The 19,903-nt window shown below is 38.6% G+C and carries 24 protein-coding genes; 19 read left to right on the forward strand and 5 right to left on the reverse strand.

Features of this window, described 5'->3' with window-relative positions; all coding sequences use genetic code 11:
- The first annotated feature begins 153 nt into the window (after positions 1 to 153).
- From BSG1_RS02440 to BSG1_RS02450, 3 genes are read left to right on the forward strand one after another with little or no spacing between them, the layout of a single operon-like run.
- The gene (locus tag BSG1_RS02440) at positions 154 to 366 is read left to right on the forward strand and encodes a hypothetical protein (protein WP_052302343.1); all 213 of its coding nucleotides are present in this window, start codon (positions 154 to 156) and stop codon (positions 364 to 366) included.
- A 37-nt stretch (positions 367 to 403) separates the two neighbouring features.
- A complete protein-coding gene (locus BSG1_RS02445; protein WP_006835228.1) occupies positions 404 to 850 on the forward strand; it encodes a hypothetical protein in 447 nt (148 codons plus the stop codon).
- Positions 851 to 873: 23 nt separating this feature from the next.
- Positions 874 to 1,440, forward strand: coding sequence for a hypothetical protein (locus tag BSG1_RS02450; protein ID WP_006835229.1), 567 nt, complete (start codon positions 874 to 876; stop codon positions 1,438 to 1,440).
- A gap of 57 nt (positions 1,441 to 1,497) precedes the next feature.
- On the opposite strand, the gene BSG1_RS02455 is transcribed toward BSG1_RS02450, so the two are convergent.
- On the reverse strand, positions 1,498 to 1,788 hold the full coding sequence (locus tag BSG1_RS02455; protein WP_044022225.1) for a DUF5316 domain-containing protein: 291 nt from the start codon (positions 1,786 to 1,788) through the stop codon (positions 1,498 to 1,500).
- A 246-nt stretch (positions 1,789 to 2,034) separates the two neighbouring features.
- Here BSG1_RS02455 and BSG1_RS21255 point away from each other — a divergent pair, with 246 nt between their 5' ends.
- The 7 genes from BSG1_RS21255 to BSG1_RS02500 all read left to right on the forward strand — a co-directional run bounded on the left by BSG1_RS21255 (position 2,035) and on the right by BSG1_RS02500 (position 7,581).
- The gene (locus BSG1_RS21255) at positions 2,035 to 2,502 is read left to right on the forward strand and encodes a redoxin domain-containing protein (RefSeq protein ID WP_232214170.1); all 468 of its coding nucleotides are present in this window, start codon (positions 2,035 to 2,037) and stop codon (positions 2,500 to 2,502) included.
- A gap of 273 nt (positions 2,503 to 2,775) precedes the next feature.
- Positions 2,776 to 3,159, forward strand: a complete 384-nt coding sequence (locus tag BSG1_RS02470; protein WP_044022227.1) for a hypothetical protein — start codon at positions 2,776 to 2,778, stop codon at positions 3,157 to 3,159.
- Positions 3,160 to 3,755: 596 nt separating this feature from the next.
- Positions 3,756 to 4,070 carry a hypothetical protein gene (locus tag BSG1_RS02475; protein WP_006835234.1) on the forward strand — a complete coding sequence of 105 codons (315 nt, stop codon included), beginning with the start codon at positions 3,756 to 3,758 and terminating at the stop codon, positions 4,068 to 4,070.
- 1,341 nt (positions 4,071 to 5,411) lie between these two features.
- Positions 5,412 to 5,846: a hypothetical protein gene (locus BSG1_RS02485; RefSeq protein WP_006835238.1), complete on the forward strand. Its 435-nt coding sequence runs from the start codon at positions 5,412 to 5,414 to the stop codon at positions 5,844 to 5,846.
- A 135-nt stretch (positions 5,847 to 5,981) separates the two neighbouring features.
- The gene (locus BSG1_RS02490) at positions 5,982 to 6,461 is read left to right on the forward strand and encodes a hypothetical protein (RefSeq protein WP_006835239.1); all 480 of its coding nucleotides are present in this window, start codon (positions 5,982 to 5,984) and stop codon (positions 6,459 to 6,461) included.
- Between the two features lie 308 nt (positions 6,462 to 6,769).
- Complete coding sequence (locus BSG1_RS02495; RefSeq protein WP_006835240.1) at positions 6,770 to 7,261, forward strand: hypothetical protein; 492 nt, start codon at positions 6,770 to 6,772, stop codon at positions 7,259 to 7,261.
- A gap of 68 nt (positions 7,262 to 7,329) precedes the next feature.
- On the forward strand, positions 7,330 to 7,581 hold the full coding sequence (locus tag BSG1_RS02500) for a hypothetical protein (protein WP_006835241.1): 252 nt from the start codon (positions 7,330 to 7,332) through the stop codon (positions 7,579 to 7,581).
- A gap of 15 nt (positions 7,582 to 7,596) precedes the next feature.
- Here the strand turns inward: BSG1_RS02500 and istB are convergent, their stop codons facing one another.
- Together istB and istA are read right to left on the reverse strand one after the other, a co-directional pair.
- Entirely contained in the window at positions 7,597 to 8,361 is a 765-nt protein-coding gene (gene istB / locus BSG1_RS02505) for an IS21-like element helper ATPase IstB (RefSeq protein ID WP_006835242.1), read from the reverse strand.
- The gene (gene istA / locus BSG1_RS02510; RefSeq protein ID WP_006835243.1) at positions 8,358 to 9,929 is read right to left on the reverse strand and encodes an IS21 family transposase; all 1,572 of its coding nucleotides are present in this window, start codon (positions 9,927 to 9,929) and stop codon (positions 8,358 to 8,360) included. Before istA ends, istB begins: the two co-directional genes overlap by 4 nt.
- Before the next feature lie 231 nt (positions 9,930 to 10,160).
- Here istA and BSG1_RS02515 point away from each other — a divergent pair, with 231 nt between their 5' ends.
- Positions 10,161 to 10,364, forward strand: coding sequence for a hypothetical protein (locus BSG1_RS02515; protein WP_006835244.1), 204 nt, complete (start codon positions 10,161 to 10,163; stop codon positions 10,362 to 10,364).
- Positions 10,365 to 10,969: 605 nt separating this feature from the next.
- On the opposite strand, the gene BSG1_RS02520 is transcribed toward BSG1_RS02515, so the two are convergent.
- Positions 10,970 to 11,365 carry a hypothetical protein gene (locus tag BSG1_RS02520; RefSeq protein ID WP_044022229.1) on the reverse strand — a complete coding sequence of 132 codons (396 nt, stop codon included), beginning with the start codon at positions 11,363 to 11,365 and terminating at the stop codon, positions 10,970 to 10,972.
- Positions 11,366 to 11,664: 299 nt separating this feature from the next.
- Here BSG1_RS02520 and BSG1_RS02525 point away from each other — a divergent pair, with 299 nt between their 5' ends.
- Positions 11,665 to 12,006 (forward strand): hypothetical protein, encoded by a 342-nt coding sequence (locus BSG1_RS02525; protein WP_044022230.1) that lies wholly within the window; start codon positions 11,665 to 11,667, stop codon positions 12,004 to 12,006.
- A gap of 161 nt (positions 12,007 to 12,167) precedes the next feature.
- Here BSG1_RS02525 and BSG1_RS02530 read toward each other — a convergent pair whose 3' ends face one another.
- Positions 12,168 to 13,406 (reverse strand): NADH:flavin oxidoreductase/NADH oxidase family protein, encoded by a 1,239-nt coding sequence (locus BSG1_RS02530; RefSeq protein ID WP_044022231.1) that lies wholly within the window; start codon positions 13,404 to 13,406, stop codon positions 12,168 to 12,170.
- A gap of 465 nt (positions 13,407 to 13,871) precedes the next feature.
- Here BSG1_RS02530 and BSG1_RS02535 point away from each other — a divergent pair, with 465 nt between their 5' ends.
- The 7 genes from BSG1_RS02535 (at position 13,872) to BSG1_RS02565 (ending at position 19,865) form a co-directional block, all read left to right on the forward strand.
- On the forward strand, positions 13,872 to 14,438 hold the full coding sequence (locus BSG1_RS02535) for an RNA polymerase sigma factor (protein WP_006835249.1): 567 nt from the start codon (positions 13,872 to 13,874) through the stop codon (positions 14,436 to 14,438).
- The gene (locus tag BSG1_RS02540; RefSeq protein WP_006835250.1) at positions 14,416 to 15,222 is read left to right on the forward strand and encodes a hypothetical protein; all 807 of its coding nucleotides are present in this window, start codon (positions 14,416 to 14,418) and stop codon (positions 15,220 to 15,222) included. Before BSG1_RS02535 ends, BSG1_RS02540 begins: the two co-directional genes overlap by 23 nt.
- A complete protein-coding gene (locus tag BSG1_RS02545) occupies positions 15,206 to 16,090 on the forward strand; it encodes an ABC transporter ATP-binding protein (protein ID WP_006835251.1) in 885 nt (294 codons plus the stop codon). Before BSG1_RS02540 ends, BSG1_RS02545 begins: the two co-directional genes overlap by 17 nt.
- A complete protein-coding gene (locus BSG1_RS02550; RefSeq protein WP_006835252.1) occupies positions 16,090 to 17,217 on the forward strand; it encodes a hypothetical protein in 1,128 nt (375 codons plus the stop codon). The genes BSG1_RS02545 and BSG1_RS02550 overlap by 1 nt, the downstream gene beginning before the upstream one ends.
- 392 nt (positions 17,218 to 17,609) lie before the next feature.
- A complete protein-coding gene (locus tag BSG1_RS02555; RefSeq protein ID WP_044022232.1) occupies positions 17,610 to 17,813 on the forward strand; it encodes a hypothetical protein in 204 nt (67 codons plus the stop codon).
- 32 nt (positions 17,814 to 17,845) lie between these two features.
- Positions 17,846 to 18,946, forward strand: coding sequence for a metallophosphoesterase (locus BSG1_RS02560; protein ID WP_006835254.1), 1,101 nt, complete (start codon positions 17,846 to 17,848; stop codon positions 18,944 to 18,946).
- A 220-nt stretch (positions 18,947 to 19,166) separates the two neighbouring features.
- On the forward strand, positions 19,167 to 19,865 hold the full coding sequence (locus BSG1_RS02565) for a phosphatase PAP2 family protein (protein ID WP_156791346.1): 699 nt from the start codon (positions 19,167 to 19,169) through the stop codon (positions 19,863 to 19,865).
- The last annotated feature ends 38 nt before the right edge of the window (positions 19,866 to 19,903 follow it).

The following is a 19,903-nucleotide window of genomic DNA, read 5'->3' on the forward strand; positions in this document are numbered from 1 at the left end:
CATTTTTGCGTTGCGATACCTTGTCATATCTTTACCTAATGTTTCAGGGGAAATCGGAACTTTGAGAGGGGATTTATCGTTTAATTCATAAAAGCCTGATGAAGAACATAAATTCATTTGATTCCTGTACTTTCATTATTAAAGGGGATTCATTTGAAGGAGATAATCTTTGAACCGAGCATTGGTTTTATCTCAGGTAGTGTCTTTGTTAAGATTAACCATAGCAGGGACGGAAATGGAACAGGTGGAGCTATAGGAGGAGCGTTTGTAGGCTTAGTCATCTTGGGTAATGGGGTATTTTACATTATAATTGGTATGTTTATAGGGGTAAAAAATAATTTAGAACGAAAAAATGTCAATAAGTGACATGCGTTCATTAAATTAAAGACAAGCAGGTGAACCGATGGAATGGAAATACAGGACTACTAACGATTACATTCAATTTATAAGTTTTCATGATTGTCTGGCGGATGAAATTTTGGTTGAAAAGGATACTATATTGTTTTATTTGGAGCATGTCGATATAACCGAAAATCATCCTTTAAATCCTTTTAAAGCTGCTAAATCAACGGATAGATGCAGGCTTGAATTTAGTGGAGTAAGAATGAATGAAGCTATTATTTATTGTGAAGATGGAAGGGATAAGGAGGTTTTGATTACCGACATACTTGAGGTAGAAATTTTACAATTTAATCAAACCTCTAATGGTACAAATTATTTATTTGAGATAGCAGGTACTCATTGGGGTGAAGGGCAATTCTGCTTGGTTAAGATAGAAGCAGAGAAATTCACCTTGAAGTGGAACGACTATATGGATGATGCCTGGTTTGCCGGATTGGGCAGTAAGTAGACTCATAAGGATGTGGTATTCAATTGAAAAAATTCATTTTGGTGTGGACAACATTCTTGCTATTTATATTAGGAGCTTGCAAATCCAGTGACGGTAAAGACATTATTCATATTCGTCAGAACCTGGAGGATTATCAAGCGGAAACTGTTCCATATGAGGAAGAAATTCAATTCACGCTCACTACTAAAGAAATTTTAGAAGGGGTGGAGGAGCCCCGAAAAATCACTACAGTTCATGACACGGAGGTTTTCCTGGCCGGCATAGAAGAGGAAGTAAATGAATTAAATAACAAACATGAGATTCTCGTTTTTGTTGGCTTGGATGGGAAGGTAGAGGAAAAGGGTACTTTGTTGAGTACTTTCCGTTTAAATGAAGACGACACGTATACATCCGGCCCAAATTTTCTCACTGACATTCGAGCAATTAATGAACGAGGAGAAGATGGGGACTTCGGCGGCACTGTAGGAGATTATGAGGGAAGGTTCGAACAGAGGGTCCTTTATGTCTTTGAGAAAGATGAATTGATGGGGAACAAGGAATGGACCTTTGAGATAGAGGGGTTGTATTTGTTGGAATATCAAGAGAGTTAGAGCTAACGAAAGAGGCTTAGAGGAAATTCACCTCTAAGCCTTTTTATTGTAAACGTATTAAGTGAAATAAACATAAATCAAAATTGCCGCAACCAGATTCGGCAGCCCAATCGACGCAGATTTAAATGAGATGCTCATGCGGGCGCGTCTGTCTTGAGTCGTTTCTGTCGCAAAATTGGCCCGCATTTGGTCTCCGCTTACCAAGGCCCCGGAAGAAATCATCGAAATGCCCACGAATATCAAGGCAATTCCGCCGCTAATGTAATAAGCCTGGTTCATTCCCCAAATGATCACTGATAGTAGGGTGCCTGCTGCAGCTAAAATCATTCCAAACATAAAATACTTCAAGGTATTCCCTCCTTGATTTATATACGATTCACCGGGGGATAGGTTTCAGGATTTTTATAAGATAAGCGACCACCACATAAATAGGATTCCCTTGGTAAGGTAATGTCACTTTTTAGAAAAAAAGTACAGCTGACCTGACGCATTGCTTGAGCTTACCAAACACCGCTTTCCCTTATAGATAGTTTTAAAAAAATGTTACAGGGAAGAATAATGCTAACGAAGGTATCTAGATTGGAGGGAAGAGAAATGGAACTAAAAGTGGGCGATAAAGCTCCTGATTTTACACTTTCATCGACCAGAAAAGAGAAGATCTCTTTATCGGACTACCATGGAAAACAAAATGTCCTTCTGGCCTTTTATCCACTTAATTTCACTCCTGGCTGAATTACGGAGCTAACCTCTTGGAAAGAGGATTATGAGGAAATTAAGAACACTGGAACTGAAATTTTGGCAATAGGCGTTGACCATATCTATTCACATAATGTATTTGAGGCAAGCCTTGGAACGCTGCCGTATCCTTTGTTGTCAGATTGGCATAAAGAAACGGTGAAGAAGTACAATGTATTCCATGAAAAAGATGAAGTGGCGATTCGTTCTTGTTTCTTAATCGATAAGAATGGTGATATTGTTTACAAAAACATTGACTTTAACCCGCGTGATAAAAAGGTATACGAAGGGCTGCTGCAGGAGTGCGGCAAGTTATCGGGGAAATAGAAATATTGTTTTTTTGCCAAAGGGACAGGCGGTAACTGTCCCTTTTGTTATGCTATTTTTGCTCTGAATGGTACCATCTGTCTTCTTGAAAACTAGGTGAAATTACTGTTTTTTTCTTTCAGCAAGGGGAGGGAAACTTCTTTTCTGTCATTCTATTGCTAAATTTCCCCTGCATCGCTTAAAAGTTTATATGTAAGTACTAAACGCGGATTGGATGAATATCATTACAACAAACTTCCTATACCTGAAAAACACCAGAGAGGAGCAATCCCCATGAAGTATAGCTTGTTTGGCGGCATGATAAAGATTCCGATTGGCCCGGGTTCAAAGCGGAAAATCCTAAAATCAGTCGTGGAAGCCCATATGGAAGCTTTTCTTGAACATGGGATTTTTCCAAGCTGGGAGAACTATGAGTCATTTCCGAAACATCGTGATAATATCGAGAAATTTGCACTAACATCCAATGATATTAGAATGCTAAAACATTTTTGGGTTGACCGGCAAATCAGTGAGATGGAGAAAGCCAGCAGGTGGTTTCATTCATTTGAACGTTCTTCAGATGAAAATGATAATGTGCACAAGTTAATCGAGCTTTGGGTGGAAGATCAAGGGAAAGGGGACTTCCTCAAGAAAGCCCATGAATTGTATAGTAAGTAGTTCCATTTTGGAGTACAAAAGTAGAAAAAGCAGTCCGTTTAGTACTGCTTTTTTACTATGTATTCGTAATTAAAATCACAGAAGAATCTTATTTATAAGAATATTACGTAAATGTTATATTATATAGATAAGGTTATTCAACTACCGAAGCAGGAAGGTTGAACAATGAATTGGTTATTCATGATAGTAATTTAATTGCTTTAAAACGATATGGGGGAGTAACTTGAAAAAATCTGTTGCTTTATTTTTGTGTTCACTTTATTAGTTGGTTGTTCTTCACCTTCACTTGAAGAGGCAATAAATAAAAAAGGATATAAAAATGTAACGGGTTCGGTTTTGGAGTACAAAATGTAAAATGGCAGCACTTTTCGCTACCCGATTAGCTATATAATTTTCACTAAATTCACATTAAAAAACGCACAGTGATTGGTAACTGTGCGTTTTTTATTCATATAGGATTTTCCAAAGGTTTTATGGGATTTTATGTTAATATATAGATAAAGGAATTGTTCAATTAAAGGGCAGTTTAGTAACAGAAGTATATTTACTGATTAATGAACAAAAATGCAAATAAAAAACTCAAAGGGTGGTAAATAATGATTGATTGGTTTTGGCTTAATGCTGGTAGTCTTGCTCTTGGTCTTATTGCCTGGACACTTCCTATTGTTAATCTTATGCGATATAAAAACCATAACCTTAATAATTGGAGCACTTTTTCCATTATGAGTATCAGTGCTTGTGCTATATCGTTATATTTTCAGATAGTCTATGCTCATAATCTGGTTAAGATTGGGGCTTTGTCTAATCTTATAGAAGAGGGTTGGGTGGTTGCAAGTTCAGTTCTTCTTATCGTTACACTCCTATTAAATATAATTACAATCATTGTATATCGTGACAAAACAAAAAAGTAGAATATAAAATTGCTGTTTGTGAAAGTGTGTACTTAAACGAATGGGTGCAAGAATTGAATAAGCAATTGGTGGAGGACTTATGCTAATTGCACTATTTCTTGAATCAAAGGATTTAGACTATACAAATATTTTAATTGAAAAATTTACAGTCATATTGAGTAAATATGGGATTACAGTGTCTTCATTATCAAAAAATTTCTAAACGAAATGGCTTCTAAGTGGGAGGAGCTTCCCAATGAATACTTATCTTCAAGAACAATGGAAAACTGTGAAATACATTTTAAAAACCTTTATATGATAACCGTTAACTTTGACGATTAAATAATACTTCTTATTAAACATAAGGGGGCGTTTGCTGAGCAAGCAGCCGCCCTTGTTCAACTATTGGGGCAGGTTAATTGAATAAGCAATAAAAAAATGAGGAGGGGATAATTTGTACTCATTATTTGAAAATACTCCTTCTTTTGTATTTGGGATTATATTGTTAATATTTTCAATCTCTCTGACGATTAATATGGTAATTCAGAAAAATTTTGAACACCTTGTTGGGAAGCTTTTATTTTTATTAAGTTTTTTCGGTTTATCAATAGTGGCTTTTTTACTAAAATCGAATCAATCTATTTCTGAATTAATACTTTTTTACATCTCAATTCCGGCATTGATATTAAGTATGGTTATTAGTGTAATAATAAAATTCAAACAATAATCATTAATCTCTTCTTGATATTGATAAATTATCAGAAACGTTAACATCTCCGGTTAAGAAAGCAAGAAAAAATATAAATGGATAATGATTAATGGGTTTTGTATGTATTGTAATTTCATAGACTGAGGGTCAAGGTTTTAAGGGGGGAATAGTATTTTAAACAAAAGTAATATTATTATCTTTCTAAGTTTTTTTGTATTTTCTCTTTTAGCTGTCTTAATCTCTGAGGTATCAGTTGTATTGTCAGTAGTGTTTTTCATCTCTTACTTAGCATTAATGATGTTCTTCGGTGATAATAAAAACAGACCGTTCCCGTGGAATATTCTAGGAGTTATCACAATACTTTGTAGTTCAATAATCACCTATTTATTTAATATTCCTCTGAAATTCACTGCTGTTTTTCTAACTGTGTTTTTTGCCATTTATTTTATAATTGCACCCGAATTAGAATAAAGGTGATAAGAACACAAATGGCATATTTCCTTCAACTAAAAATGTTCCATCAAGCGGGGCAATAACTTTAGATCAGCTACTTGGTCTGGCTATTGTCTTTCTTCAATTATTGGGCAGAATAGCTGAATAAGGTGAAACTAAAAATAAATGCGTCCGTCTAATAGGATTGGAGGTGTATATATATGATTAAAAAGCTATTATTTCTTGTACTATTCATATCTTTTATGGGTGCTTGTAGCCAACAAGAAACAGAAGGAACTCCGTCTGAAAAAAAAGGCATTACACTGGAAGATGTAGAAACCAAAATAGCTGAGCAAGGGTTTGAATTAGATAAAAATACAGATTTACCAAGCGAAAACGTCTTTATACAAGAACTAAACGGTATTACACCTGAAGTATACAATTTAGAAGGCAATACATTATCGGTTTATGTTTTTTCTTCGGCAAGTGATAGAGGAAAGGGAATACAAAGGTTTGAAGAGATAACAGCAACAGCAGATGTGGTAGAACATAAAGCATATGGAATAAATAATATTTTGGTCTTTTATGTAAGTGACAATGATAGGATACAAAATAGATTGTCTGAAGCATTACAAAAACTAGATAACCCAAGATAAAATCTTGTTCAAGTAAAGGGCAGGTTAATTGAACATTGAAAATCCTAAAAGGTAATACCTGTAATTATTAGAAAAGTTAAATAATTTTGTGTTATCCTGTATAAAGAAACAACTTCCAGAAAAAGGAGGGATAAATTGAAAAGCTGGATTATTATCGTATTTGCATCTCTTTCTCTTATCTTAGGTGGATGTAATCCAACATCAAATAGTGTAGATGAGTCGCTGGATGATATAAAAGAAGTTAAGGAACTTAATTATAATTTTGTGGGAGAAAGTGAAAACTGGGAGGCTGAACTGGTTTTCAAGGGTGAAGAAATTTTCATCAAAGACCCCGAAGGAGATATAAACGATTACAACACAAGGACTCAAAGCGATTTTAAATTAGAATATAAGGGCGAATTAAGTGAAATTGCTGGAAGCTCTTTATCCTATTCTTATGATACGGGGTCTGAAGGTAGTGAAGGGACAAGAGAGGACTTAGATAAAAAAGTAATTGAGTCTCACGGGGGTTCTAAGAACGGCAGCATTATCCCGCAGGATAGCATTATTGAAGTAACCGTTGAATGGAATGGCGAAAAGGAAAATTTTATATTGGAAAATACAGACTCTCAGTAAGATACTTGTATTGAAAAATAGAATTATTACTCGTGCAATTATTGTGCAGAGTGGTCGCCCTTTGCTTGTTCAGCTAAAGGGGGCTTTAATTGAATAAGGCAATATAGAATGAAAAGACCGATTTCTTAATCGGTCTTTTCTGTTTTTTTATTGCATATTGTATTTTTGGCAACAACTAGACGCTGAACAGGTATTTTTGTCCCCTGTTCCACACGCGTATTTGCAGACGTTTTAACACGCCAATTCGCAGGAGTATGTTAGCCATCAGACTGTTGTGAATTAGGGTGCGAATTATGTTGTGAATCAAGATGTTACATTACTTTTTATTATTTTTTCAATGTTTGTACTCCAAAACCGAACCCGTTAATAAAAATGTAGAGGTCTTATTCCAAGACGACACTGATAAAATTGTTATCTTTTCTAGTCGGAACAAGCCGAATAAAACACTACATATATTGAATTCTTTTAGCAAAACCGACGGAAAATATAAATATGAAACAGGTACAGGGGAATTCGCGAAAAATGTAGATATAGAAGGTGAATATGAATTTCTAAAGGTTAGTAAAGTTACAAATACTTCAAATAGTATCGTATGGGGTGCAGTATTTAATTATGAAGATGCTGAAAAAATCTCTTACACACCTTTGGATGTAAACGATAATATTTTACATCAATCCACTATCTTTTTAACTGAAAAGAACACCGTAGCTGATAAGTTGCCCCAAGGCATATACGAAAAAGTGGATGAAATTCATTACCAAGTTATAGACAGTGATGAAAACGTTATTGTTGAATGGTGATATTTAATTGAAGCAGGTTTTGAAACTTTCTTAGGAAGAAATCGTAATTAACTATAAAGGGGGAGAAGATGAAAAAAATAATAATTGGTATTGTAGTTGTAGGATTACTGGTGGTAGCTGCTTTTCTTTATTTAGAGAACAGTAAAAAGAATAATTCATATTCAACGCCAGAAGAAGCATTAAGTAATGTTAAAGCTCCTAAACTTGAAGTTTTAAAAATTATTGATACTAAGCTCTACGATGATGTTGCATATGTTTTCTACTATTCAGAAGTAGGTCAAACTCCTAAGAACTACTTATGTGACCGTCAAGTAGAATGATACAATTTTTGCTGATTAATTTGAGACACTTTGTTCACCAAAAATCGTTTTTCGATGTTTCATTCTCCAACTATCTTCATTTAAATGAACTATTTCCACTCGATGTAAGATCCGGTCCAGTATAGCTGTCGTGATGGCTTGGTCGCCCAATAGTTCACCCCATTCTTTAGGTCCTTTATTAGATGTAAGTATAATCGAGGATTGATTATAAAGGTTGTTAATGAGATGGAAGAACATATTAGCTTCCTGTTTATCCATGGCCATAAACATCAAATCATCAATGATAACCAAATCTGCTTCTCTAATTCGCTTCATTCTTGTTTTGGATTTCCTCGTTATTTCTTCTGTCTTTAATGCCTGGATTAGATCTCCCATAGTGGTAAAGATAACTTTATATCCTTGGTTTAAAGCTTCAATTCCAAGACCTATCGAAAGATGGGTCTTACCGACACCTGGCGGTCCTAGAAAAATGATGTTATATAGCTGCTCAATCCATGTTAAGTCTTTTAACTGGTTTAACTTCTTACTGCTCAGTGACTTTTGCTCGTTCACGTTATACTCATCCACAGTACTATGGAAGGGAAACGTCGCCCACTTAAATCGCCTTTCCAGATGCTTTTCATCTCTGCGCTTTTGTTCATAGGTTGCTACATCTAGTAGAAACTGAGTGAAGGACAAGTCCCTTTTCTCAGCTTCTCTTATTAACTCTGGTAATCGATCAGCTGTTTCAGCTAACCGAAGGGACCTTAATATATCTTGGACCTCCTGAAGCTGATTCAACTTTGATCACCTTCTTCTAATAAGACAGTATAGGCATCTACATTTCTCTTTTGTGCTTCTGTTTCTATAATCCAACCGGATATGCTATTTAGTGGTGAAACAGTATCAGCTTTGTCGTTTGTTGTATCATGAACCTGTCGTTGTCGTTTAAGGTATAAAATGATATCGCTGAAATCTGTCGCACTATATAAGTTTCTCTTAATACATTCCGAGAGGGCTGCTGTTAGAAGATGCTCGTTATGTTGTTTTGTTTCTCTTAGAATCATTTGTAACTGATCACGAATATACCGTGGGTACTTCTCACGAAGCTTCTCCAAGTAATTGTAGGCCGTTTCTGTTTCTTCGAATCGGTTTGCTACAGTATCAATGAATGCATCGATTCCTTTTGAGCGATCTCTTGTATGCTTTCTGTCTTTAATTAATTGTCCTTTACCATCCGGAATCTGATGCTTAGCCAGGAGTTCTCCTGTCTCAGAGTGATAGACTAATAGTTCTCTGTCTTTTGTTTCTTTTATTGAGACGGTTTCATGCTTATAAAAAGTTCCAAGTGGAAGGGAGTACCTATTGGATAAATACCGTATGGTATTGTCCTTATGGACGCTTCTTGTTATACTGTTTTCATGATTGTTTAGGAAATTAATGTTTCCTGTGACTGGTCTTAAGTGTTGCTTTTCCAAGGAGAACACTTCGACCGGTCTTTTTTTTGTTGTGTTATGGATTTTTTTATTACCTGTACGGTTTAACCATTCCCATCCTTGTTCATTCCAGGAATCAATATTATTAAACACTCGATACTTGGCGAAATTGTACTTAATAAATCCTACAACGTTTTCTATTTTTCCTTTGCTTTCTGGATCGGCTTTCCTACAAACCCTTAGGTTTAATTTTCGAGTTTGCTTATAGTGCTGGAACTCTTTCGTTAAAATGAGATCTCCTCCATTCTCGCTCACCACAATTAAGCTGTCCTGATCATACACGAGTTCTCCTGGAATCCCACCAAACCACTGAAAGGCATTTTCATGAGCCTGAATAACATCTTGAGTTGTAAAGGGGCGATCTAACCACTCTTTATATTTGTATCTCGAGTTTGATAACACAAAGGCTATAAAGTTCAGTTTTACATCTTTATAATCGGAGGTTTTTTGCTTGGTGTGTCCAAAGTCAACTTGGATTTGTTCCCCCATTGGTGAATCAGGAATAGCTTCATAATCCCTTGGTGAAGATTCCTTAGCTATTTTATATTCAACTCTTAACTCTCTAACATAAGCACGGACTGTGCTTTCTCCAATTTCAAGCTCTTTATACCTTTCCATCAACCAATCTTCTACTTGTGCTCCTGAAAGATCAGGATGTTTCCTTAACCAACTTAGGATTAACTCTTTATGAGGATCCAACTTTTTCTTTCTTGTTTGTAAGGATTCAACCCATTGTGCCCTCTCCGAAGGAGATTTCTTCAGATGACGATATACAGTCGCCCTGGATACCCCCAGCTTATCTGCTACTTTGGATTTACTGAATCCTTTATTGAGTAACTGCTGTATTTCCATATACATTTCCCACTTATCCACCTTTTCTCAGCCCTCCAATGATTTACAAATCAAACCATCATCATACAATGGAAGGGCCATATATTTTACTGGTATATTAGGGTAAATAAGTGTTTCATCTTATCTAGCAAAAACTGTCTACTTTAGTTTAGCAGTCACAACTTAGCGGCAGGAAAGGTAAATAAGAATAAATATGGTTGGCATTTTGACGAAATAATTGGTGTCGGTAATCTTGATAAAAATAATGTTGGATTGTCTTCAGGCAAAGATGATTACATTGTAGGTCTTGCCTCAAAAGAAGTAGATAAAGTGATGCTTGGAAGTAAAGAGGCTGAGTTGATAACAATGGGTAAGGAAGATATTAAGGCATTTTTATTTCACAGTTTAGAACCTGATTTAATGGAACGAACCGATTACGAATATTTTGATAAAGAAGGAAACGAATTACCTTATTGAAGTAAAGGATGCTTTAGTTGACAAAAAGAGCTTGAGAACAATTCCAAGCTCTTTTTGTCATTTAAAATAAATTATATCTTCGAAACTAAATTGCTTGTCCACTATACCCAATCGTTGAGCAGGGGTTAGTTTCTTACTCCCCATTTTCATCGGTTTGCAGAAGTTGTCAAACGTTCTTAAATACTTATTGTATAGGGATGGGTCTAAAAGTTAGTCAACAGGTTGAAGTGAAGGTTCTGGTGAGTCATCATAAAGAGTTCTGCGTAAGGATGTGCCGTTCTTTTGGTGACCGCGGCACGTTTTTGTATTGGTTGATCGGAAGTGATAGCAAGTGCTGATGGTGCGCGGTGCATCATTTGGCGGGTTGGTCTGGGATGATGGACCGCGTAAAGCTCGCGCGGTCTATCATTGTACCAACTGCACACAAATAATGCCCAACGCTGAATGAGCGCCGGTCATTATTTGTGTGCATTTCCGCGGAGAAGTGTTCGAATTATTTGAACCGTTTAAAAGGAATGAGATACCTATTCCTGTGTCTCAAGAAGGGAAAAACTAAACAAAGTGGAAATTTATGAGGAAAGCACAAAAGGATTAGTAAAGAAGTATTAGATGTTGTTCTTACTTTTTATAATGAAAATTTCCTTCTCCAGCTTATTGACTTTGGTAGTCACAAAATCAACATCTTCCATTATTGATTCATATGTTTGTTCAAACTGGAGTCCAACTCCATCCAGCTTAGCATCCACCTTATCAAAGCGCTGGTCCATGTCGTCAAAGCGCCGATCCATGCCATTGAAACGCCGATCCATGCCGTCAAAGCGTTGATCTATGCCATCAAAGCGTTGGTCCATGCCATCGAGACGTGTATCCATCCCAATAAAACGATGGTTGACATCATTTCGAAATGATGACGTCTCGTCTTTTAAGCTAGATAGATCTCTCCTTAGCCCTTTCATTTCTTGATTCATTTCAGTTAGAAGAATCATCATTTTTTCTTCCATTTTATCACCTCCCACTCAAGTATACTAAATTATTGGAGCAAGGTGTAAGTGAAAAGGTTGTAAAAAATTGGGTGTGTAAGAGAGCGAGGTAGGTTAGAGTAACATGTCCACTATTTTTAATTGATAGGACATGTACATTGCTTATATTAGCTTCAGATGTTTAAAGTTCTGGCAAAAGATCAATTGATGCGATACATAAGAGCAAATGTATATTAAGTCATCGGTAAAAAGTTTCAAAGAATTTTAGAAAGGGAACACTAGGTGTGAGACCTTTAGAATTACTACCAGGAGGAAAGCTCATGAATATAAATAGTGTTGTGAGAACCTACATGGCGCAAATAATGAACGACGAGGACTTTCTAAAGCATGTAGCAGAATTGATCGAGAGACAGCTTCATGAATGGGATCTGGATTATTCTGTTTACCTTATGAAGTTTAAGGACTATGAAGTGGTCGTGAAGATTACCGACCAATATTACGAGGTGAAATTGACTGAACAAGAGCTTGAAATGCTGCGAATTAAAGGCCTATACAAATTAGATCACAAGATTTGGACAGGATTGATTGACCAGGGGCTCACGGTCATGGAAGGTTACGGAAACTATATGGAGACAGTCATGCCGGAGATATATAAATCATAGTTAGAAGAGCCACGTAGAAGAAGGCTCTTTTTTTATGGTTTCATTTAGTCCGCAAATCAAGAGGGTAATGACGGAATGACTGGAGCTTCTCACGATAGTTTAACGCTTTAAAGCACTAAGAGGGACTGTCCCTTTTAGTGCTTTAAAGTGTGAAATAGTCATTATCCACGTCGTTTTTTGAAAACAGCAGTTCCGTTGGTGGTGATGGTGTGCAATAACGCCAGCCAGACACTATGATCGGGTTTAGGAGTTTTTCCATTTCCCATTCGTGCCAGCTGCTGCTCATACCAGACAATCTCTAACATTGACGCTGATTTATCGAGCCATTTCAAACCTGTTTTCATCGGCTTTAACTGTATTGTTCTATAGGTTCCTTGAAGGATTTGATTTGGGAGATCAGGGATCAGGGCAAGCGGCTTGGCGATCCCCACCATATCAATTTCACCTTGAGCAACTGAGTCCGTCATAGCTTTTTCTGAACGAAAGCCTCCGGTGACGACCAATGGTGTAGAAACGATTTCTCTTACCTTTGAAGCGAATTCCAGAAAATAGGCTTCCCGTTTCTTTGTACTTTCTTTGACATTCGCCCCCTGCATCATAGGATTCTCATAATTCCCGCCTGAGACTTCGATAAGATCTATGCCAGCGTCAGACAGGCTGCGAATGACCTCCAATGATTCCTCTTCCGTAAAACCGCCTCGCTGGAAATCTGCGGAATTTAATTTGATTCCGATTGGAAAATCCTCGCCGGTCTGTTTCCGAATCTCTTGATAGACTTCCAAAACAAACCTCATTCGATTTTCTAAAGAGCCGCCCCATTCATCCCTGCGCCGATTATGATAGGGAGATAAAAATTGACTGATGAGATAACCGTGAGCACCATGGATCTGCACACCGGTAAATCCTCCTTTTTGAGCGATTTTGGCCGCGTTTCCAAACCGGATAATCAATTCCTGTATTTCTTCTCCGGCAAGAGCTCTCGGTTCATTAAAGAATTTTTTTAGATTGCCAGACAGTGGTATGGCACTTGGAGCTACAGGTTTTTTGGACAAAGTTCTGGGTGACTGCTTTCCGGGATGGTTTAATTGCATCCACAGATGAGTACCATTCTTCGTTCCAGCCTTTGCCCATCGGGTGAGCATTTCTAAATCTTTTTCATCCTCAATGACTACGTTCCCGGATTCTCCTAGAGCACTTCTGTCAATCATGACATTTCCTGTCACAACAAGTCCTGTCCCTCCGTCAGCCCAGGTGTTGTACAAAGTGACAAGATTAGGTGTTGCGTTGTGATCTTTGGTTCCAAGGGCCTCACTCATCGCAGACTTGAAAAAACGATTCTTTATAATGCTTCCATTAGGAAGGGTTAACGGTTCTGATAGGGGGTGTGCGTTGTTTTCCACTTGTGAGTCACCTCTGCTTTTTATTCTTACCTTATTATTAAGGTTGAAGAGGATGTAAATCAACTTTTCACACTCGGTGAGGAGAATTCTTATGAAAGGTAATGTTTTTTCTTTTTAAAAATCGATAGAGCTTGAGAGAAAGAAATGCGGTAAATGACTCGAATTTATCTTTTCATAAACTGCATCAGCTCTTTGAGGTCTTCAGTTCAATAAGGCCCGAGGGGGAAGATGGTTTATATGTGACCCGGCTATAGAGAGGTAACCTGTCACTCTGCCCACCCGAAAAAAGAGTCTGGAAATACATAACAGAGTGTTAAAATATTAGTTGAGAACAAGCACAACGAAGGGGCAGTGGTGAGCTGTCCCTTTAAGCTTGGAAGAGGCATGGTACCTGTGCCTGAATTTTTTTTACTCCATTAAATCTTTTTGAAATTTATCTCGTCATACATATTGAGGTGATGCAACATGTCTGAAGATCGGCAGCTTATTCAGGAGATCCTTCGCGGCAGCCAAGCGGCGATGGAAGTCCTGACACGTAAATATTATAAAGATGTTTTTGCTTTTGTGTATCGAAAAACAGGAAATCGGGATTTGGCATATGATTTGACTCAGGAGATATTTATCAAAGTGATTAAAAAAATCGGTTCCTATTCAAACAGTGGCAGCTTCAAAAGCTGGGTGTTTTCAATTGCGATGAATCATTGCCGGGATTACTGGAAAAGTGTTGAACATAAACGGATTCAAAAGCAGTCTGACCTAACGGAATTTTTAACAAATGAGAAGACGAATGTTTCCTACATATTCGCTCAAAAAGAAACAAGGGAGAGAGTGAAGGCTGCGGTTCACGAGCTTCCAGAGTATCAACGGGATGCCATCATTCTGAAGTATTATCATGAGATGAAGATTCATGAGATTGCCACCGTGACAAATGCAAATGAATCTACTGTGAAGTCGAGGCTGAAACAGGGACTTGGGAAACTAGCCAAACTTTTAGGAAGAGGTGAGGAATATGGACAGCAGCAGAAAAAATGACCCCCAGTTTGACCTGGAGTTGGAGGAGTTGGAAAAGGAGCTTGGGTTCAGGCTGGATGATTATGATGTAGAGTATCCGAGTGAGGCAGAAATGATGAGGACTATCGAAGCCGTCAGGCCATTTGTTCCTGTAAAAGAAAACCGGTGGAAAAGTATTGCGGAAACCAGCATTCCAATATTTAAAAATGCTTATCAGGAAATCTTTTATTTCAGTCCGTTATTTTGGATATTGAACAGCCTGTTTCTAGTTATCTGTATGTATGCGGTGTTCATTGCTGATCAAGATCCTTATGTGACGCTGATGTTATTTGCACCGCTGCCAACCATCACCGGTTTATTCGAAATTCTTAAAAGCAGGCTTACTGGAATGGCGGAACTAGAGCTTTCCTTTAAATTCAATTTGCAGGAAATCATCCTGTCCAAGATGATCATCATCGGCACATTTAATATCGGCATCAATATGATGGCAATGGCTGTCCTATCTATTTTTACACCAAATGTATGGGCTGGGAAGCTGCTGCTCTATTGGATGACTCCTTTTACCGTCATAACGCTAATTTCCTTCCTGCTTGCGAATCGGCTGCGCAATATGCATGCAGTTACCGCCACACTTGTGGTATGGCTGGGGACCGGTGTGTTTTTGAGCAGTGAAGAAGTCAGCGGGAAAATGGAATCCATTCCAGCCGGAGTCTATCTGCTGATCATTATAACAGCCATTATTCTTATCTTCATGCAGGCAGGCAGGCTTTATAAAAGGGGTGTAAATTATGAACTTAACCATTGATGGTGTATCGAAAATCTTTAAAGAAAATCAATTTGACAAAAAGGCACTTGATGATCTTACTTTGGAATTCACCACTGGAGTCTACGGAATCCTTGGTGCCAATGGATCTGGAAAAACCACACTCATGCGAATTATTGCCAGTGTGATGAAGCCCACTGAGGGGACGATTCTCCTGAATGGCAGGGACATTTTCAGCATGGATCACGAATACCGTGACTTGATCGGTTATCTTCCTCAGCATGTCGGGCTGTATAAGAATTTCTCAGCTGAAAAGTTGTTACACTATATTGCTTCCTTGAAAGGCCTCTCGAAACAGGAGGCCAGCGACAAGGTGGATGAAACACTGGCATTAGTCGGTCTTTATCAAGAGCGGAAGAAGAAGGTGGGGAAATTCTCAGGCGGCATGAAACGGAGAATAGGCATTGCCCAGGCCTTATTGAATGATCCGAAAATCCTGATTGTTGATGAGCCTACAGCGGGCCTTGATCCGAAAGAACGAATCCGCTTTCGGAATCTTTTATCGAAAATATCGACAAACCGGATTGTGCTTCTTTCCACACATATTGTATCGGACATCGAGTTCATAGCAAAAGAAGTACTGATACTAAAGGAAGGAAAGCTCATTCAAAAAGAATCGCCGAACCATCTGTTGACTGGAATCGCAGATAAAGTGTGGTCCCTGACAGCAAAGGAAGACGAACTGGAATGGTTTCAATCCGTTTTCAAGGTGGGAAACATTTCGCGAATACAAAATGGATTTCAACTGCGGATTATTAGCGAAGGAAAGCCGCATCCCCATGCAGCCATTGAGGAACCTAATTTAGAAGATTTGTATTTGTACTACTTCGATGAAGGGGAGGGAATATAATGAGACTGTTAAAGTTCGAGCTGTATAAGATTTTCAGTCAAAAAATGATTTATATTACCTTCTTGGTCCTCATCCTATTTTCTTCTATGTATATGGTGAAATTTGAAAAAACGGATGAACAGACCAAACAATTTTATAAGAACTGGGAAGGGACATTAACTTCTGAAAAAATCCAGGAGGCTGAATCAGCAAATGACCAATTAATGGCGAAGGCTGAAGAACGGATAGAGGAAATGAAAGCGAATGGGACAGAAGGGGCTTTCTTTTCAGAGAGTGAGGCAATCAAGTCAGGCATCTATGAAAATGTTGCATTCATTCAGAGGGTGCATGAGACCTTCAATCAAAGGGTGCAGGAATTGGAGGGTTCAACCAAGTATAATGCCGAGCTTGAAAGAAGGATGTTAGAAAGCGTCGACCTTTACTATTTTTCCTATTACAAAGGCCCGGCAGAAATCATTGACTATACCGGAACATTTTCCTTTCTTGTTACCGGAGCAATGCTGTTGATCGGACTATCTTCAATTTTTACAAGAGAGTACAGTTCTGGTATGGACAATTATATATTGAGTTCGAAAAAGGGAAGAACCGCCTTAACATGGGCCAAGCTGGGTGCCGCGTTGATCTACGCTCTGACAGTGGTTGCTGCATGGGAGGCTGTAAATGTCATCAGCAAGCTCTATATGCTGGGCAATTTAGGATGGGAAACACCGCTTCAATTTGTGTTCAAATATTACTTTTCACCTTATGGGCTGAATATGCTTGAATTCCACCTGATCCAACTGGGCATACATCTTTCAGCGGCATTTGGATTTGCGACTCTGATTCTTTTCATCTCATCGGTCAGCAAGAATTCACTTCTCTCTTTTTTCATATCAGGCGCGATATTCTCCCTGCCGTTTATGGCGGTGGAAATGATTCAGTTGAAAGCATGGATTTCAGATATGGTCAAATTTTCATATTTCTATATTATGAGAGTTGAATTCCTGTTCACTCAGTTCAAGACCCTCAACCTCTTCGGGTATCCAGTGTTGTACCCTGTTGCAGCAGTTCTATGGATGGGTGTGTTGTCGATGATCCTGGCTTCCATTACATTCAGGGTCTTAAGAAATAAAGAGGTGAGAATGTGAGTGCATTCATTATTTAACACTGTAAAGCACGAAAAGGGACAGTCCCTTTTCGTGCTTTAAAGCGTTAAATCTTCGCGTATATAAACGCGAAACTTAGTTGAGCCGGTTCTCGTATATAGATAAAAAACGATGGAAAAGAGTAAAATTGTGAAGGGTGAAAATAGATGGTAAAAAAGCATCATTCATTCGCTTACCTATTTTATACTAATGACTGCTTATCAATGGCTGGTGAACCATGATATCAGGTGGACTGAAAATATAGGGGTAGGGTCTATGATCTTCTTGTTTTCCCTCTTTTCTAGTTGGGTGAATGTGCCATATGAATGGAAGAGAGAAAAGGACTGAGGATTACGTTTCATACTGAATGTTGCAGAATAGTCAGGGGTGAAGTCATGAACACTGAGAAGGAAACTTCAAAGTTTAATAAATGGAGAGAAAAATACTCTGCGCTGATCATAGCGCTCGTTTGTTTAAATGTTGCCATTATGCAGTGGGGAGACAACTGGCTTTTAACAGGAATACTTATACTAGGGGTATTCGTGTGTGGAACCATCGGAATCTATGACATAAAACGCTCCAAACAAAACAAACTTTAAAAATACAAGAAAAAGGAGCAAGGAAAATACATATGTTCATTCTCGTTTTTATTATCTCACTACTGCTTTATGGCGGCCTCGTCTACTATATCGGCTGGAGGGGGCTGCACTGGCTGCGTCCGGAGTCATCAAGCAGACGATTCACGATCCTCTATAGCCTGGTCGTGTTGCTGGCAGCCAGTTCATTTATCGTGGGCCGCATGACTGGACTCACTTTTATCAATATTATCGGTGCCTACTGGATGGCCTGTTTTTATTTGCTGTTACTGCTCGTTCCCCTTGCCCATGTGACGGTCATCCTCTTACGACTCACCCGGCTGCCGCGGCATGGGACGCAGAAGTGGGCAGGGTTCATTACGCTGGGGCTCCTGATCTTTTTTATGGCTTACGGCAGTTTTAACGCATTCAGCCCTGTCGTACGTGACTATGAAATACAGATTGAGAAAGGCTCTTCTTCACTCGATTCCCTGCATATCGTGATGGCGGCGGATATGCACTTTGGCCTGCTGTCAGGGAAGAGTCATGCAGAGCGTTTTGTGGAGAAAACAAACGAGCTCAATCCGGATCTGATTCTGCTGCCTGGCGATCTCTTTGATGACGATGTTCAACCATTCCTTGACCAGGAGATTGATAAGGTACTATCAAAGCTCCATGCCCCAATGGGAATCTATGCTTCACTAGGCAATCATGATAGGCATGATGGCACAATGATGGAACTGATCGAAGCACTGGAGCAGGGAGGAATCACCGTACTATATGACGAAACGGTAGACGTTCAAGGAGATTTCACGCTGATTGGACGCAAAGACCGAATCGACCGTGAAAGGCTGCCTTTAAACTTACTCACGAAAAATATAAACACTGAAAAACCAGTTATCTTAATCGACCATCAGCCTTATGAGCTGAACGTAGCACAACAGGAAGGCATTGACTTGATGGTGTCCGGCCATACCCACCGCGGGCAGATATTCCCCGGCAACCTGCTCACGGATGCCATCTATGAAAACGATTGGGGTCACATACAGAAGGAGCAAATGCACAGCATCGTAACATCGGGTTTCGGCTTTTGGGGACCGCCTATCCGGATTGGTACCCGGTCTGAAATTGTAAGTATTGGGATTGAATTCGAGTAGGGAAAGAGCATTCCGCAGGAGTAGACTTTTAAAAATGAAATAAGAGGGAAGGTACAGGGACAAGGTACCTGTTCCTCTTGAAGGTTGGCTGAAAGCTGCCCCAAATAATGCTGATACTGAAAAGTGGTTTCGCCTCCTATCTAAGAGCATTTAGTTTATCAATGGTTCGCTCAGGATATAAGTTAAGAAATGCTTGTTTTCCTGGGAGGTAGAAGGGGTTTTGCTTAAACATACTAATTTAAATCGACTGTCAAAAAGAGTGATAGCTCTTTTAGCCGCAGGTTTCATAGCTATATTTTCGACAACTTATTTGTTCATATCACTTGCTGAAGATGTATTGGAAAATGAAAAGTTTGCAGTGGATCAAGCAGTCGGGGAGTTTGTTTCCTCCATTAACACATCTACTATTTCAAGCTTGATGGGGTACATAACTGAAGCGGGGGCGGTCATTTGGCTCGCTGTGGGAACCTTCATCTTAACTGCATATCTTTTCTTTACGAAAAGGAGCAACTGGTTCATCATCTTTTTATTAATAAATATGTTTGGCATAAGTGCGTTGACGAAAGGTTTAAAGCTGCTGTTCGAAAGAGAAAGGCCCGAAGTTTTATCTCAATATGATGGAACGGGTTTCAGCTTTCCAAGCGGCCATACAACGGGTGCTGTAGCATTATATGGATATATCATCTACTTGGTTGGCCGGAGCCATCTGACAAATATGTCAAAATCGGTTTGGATTGCATTTTTGTCGATATGGATACTTGCGATTGCAGCGAGCAGGATCTTTATAGACGTTCACTTTTTTACAGATATCCTTGCAGGTTTGGCAATAGGACTTCTCTGGCTCCTAGTTTGTATATTTAGTCTGGAAACACTATTAGTCAAAAAGGGGAAGAAGGATGGTATTGATCCTAAGGGGTGAATTACACTCTAAAAAAAAGGAATCCGTATATTTATATA

The sequence above is a fragment of the Bacillus sp. SG-1 genome, assembly GCF_000181495.1.
Lineage (GTDB): Bacteria > Bacillota > Bacilli > Bacillales > Bacillaceae_B > Rossellomorea.

Coding starts and splice junctions, on each gene's coding strand:
- BSG1_RS02535 (WP_006835249.1), top strand. CDS start 13,872: ATGTCTGAAGATCGGCAGCTTATTCAGGAGATCCTTCGCGGCAGCCAA.
- BSG1_RS02540 (WP_006835250.1), top strand. CDS start 14,416: ATGGACAGCAGCAGAAAAAATGACCCCCAGTTTGACCTGGAGTTGGAG.
- BSG1_RS02485 (WP_006835238.1), top strand. CDS start 5,412: ATGATTAAAAAGCTATTATTTCTTGTACTATTCATATCTTTTATGGGT.
- BSG1_RS02520 (WP_044022229.1), bottom strand. CDS start 11,365: ATGGAAGAAAAAATGATGATTCTTCTAACTGAAATGAATCAAGAAATG.
- BSG1_RS02550 (WP_006835252.1), top strand. CDS start 16,090: ATGAGACTGTTAAAGTTCGAGCTGTATAAGATTTTCAGTCAAAAAATG.
- BSG1_RS02555 (WP_044022232.1), top strand. CDS start 17,610: ATGAACACTGAGAAGGAAACTTCAAAGTTTAATAAATGGAGAGAAAAA.
- BSG1_RS02525 (WP_044022230.1), top strand. CDS start 11,665: ATGAATATAAATAGTGTTGTGAGAACCTACATGGCGCAAATAATGAAC.
- BSG1_RS02495 (WP_006835240.1), top strand. CDS start 6,770: ATGTTACATTACTTTTTATTATTTTTTCAATGTTTGTACTCCAAAACC.
- BSG1_RS02445 (WP_006835228.1), top strand. CDS start 404: ATGGAATGGAAATACAGGACTACTAACGATTACATTCAATTTATAAGT.
- BSG1_RS02500 (WP_006835241.1), top strand. CDS start 7,330: ATGAAAAAAATAATAATTGGTATTGTAGTTGTAGGATTACTGGTGGTA.
- BSG1_RS02475 (WP_006835234.1), top strand. CDS start 3,756: ATGATTGATTGGTTTTGGCTTAATGCTGGTAGTCTTGCTCTTGGTCTT.
- BSG1_RS02470 (WP_044022227.1), top strand. CDS start 2,776: ATGAAGTATAGCTTGTTTGGCGGCATGATAAAGATTCCGATTGGCCCG.
- BSG1_RS02560 (WP_006835254.1), top strand. CDS start 17,846: ATGTTCATTCTCGTTTTTATTATCTCACTACTGCTTTATGGCGGCCTC.
- BSG1_RS02545 (WP_006835251.1), top strand. CDS start 15,206: ATGAACTTAACCATTGATGGTGTATCGAAAATCTTTAAAGAAAATCAA.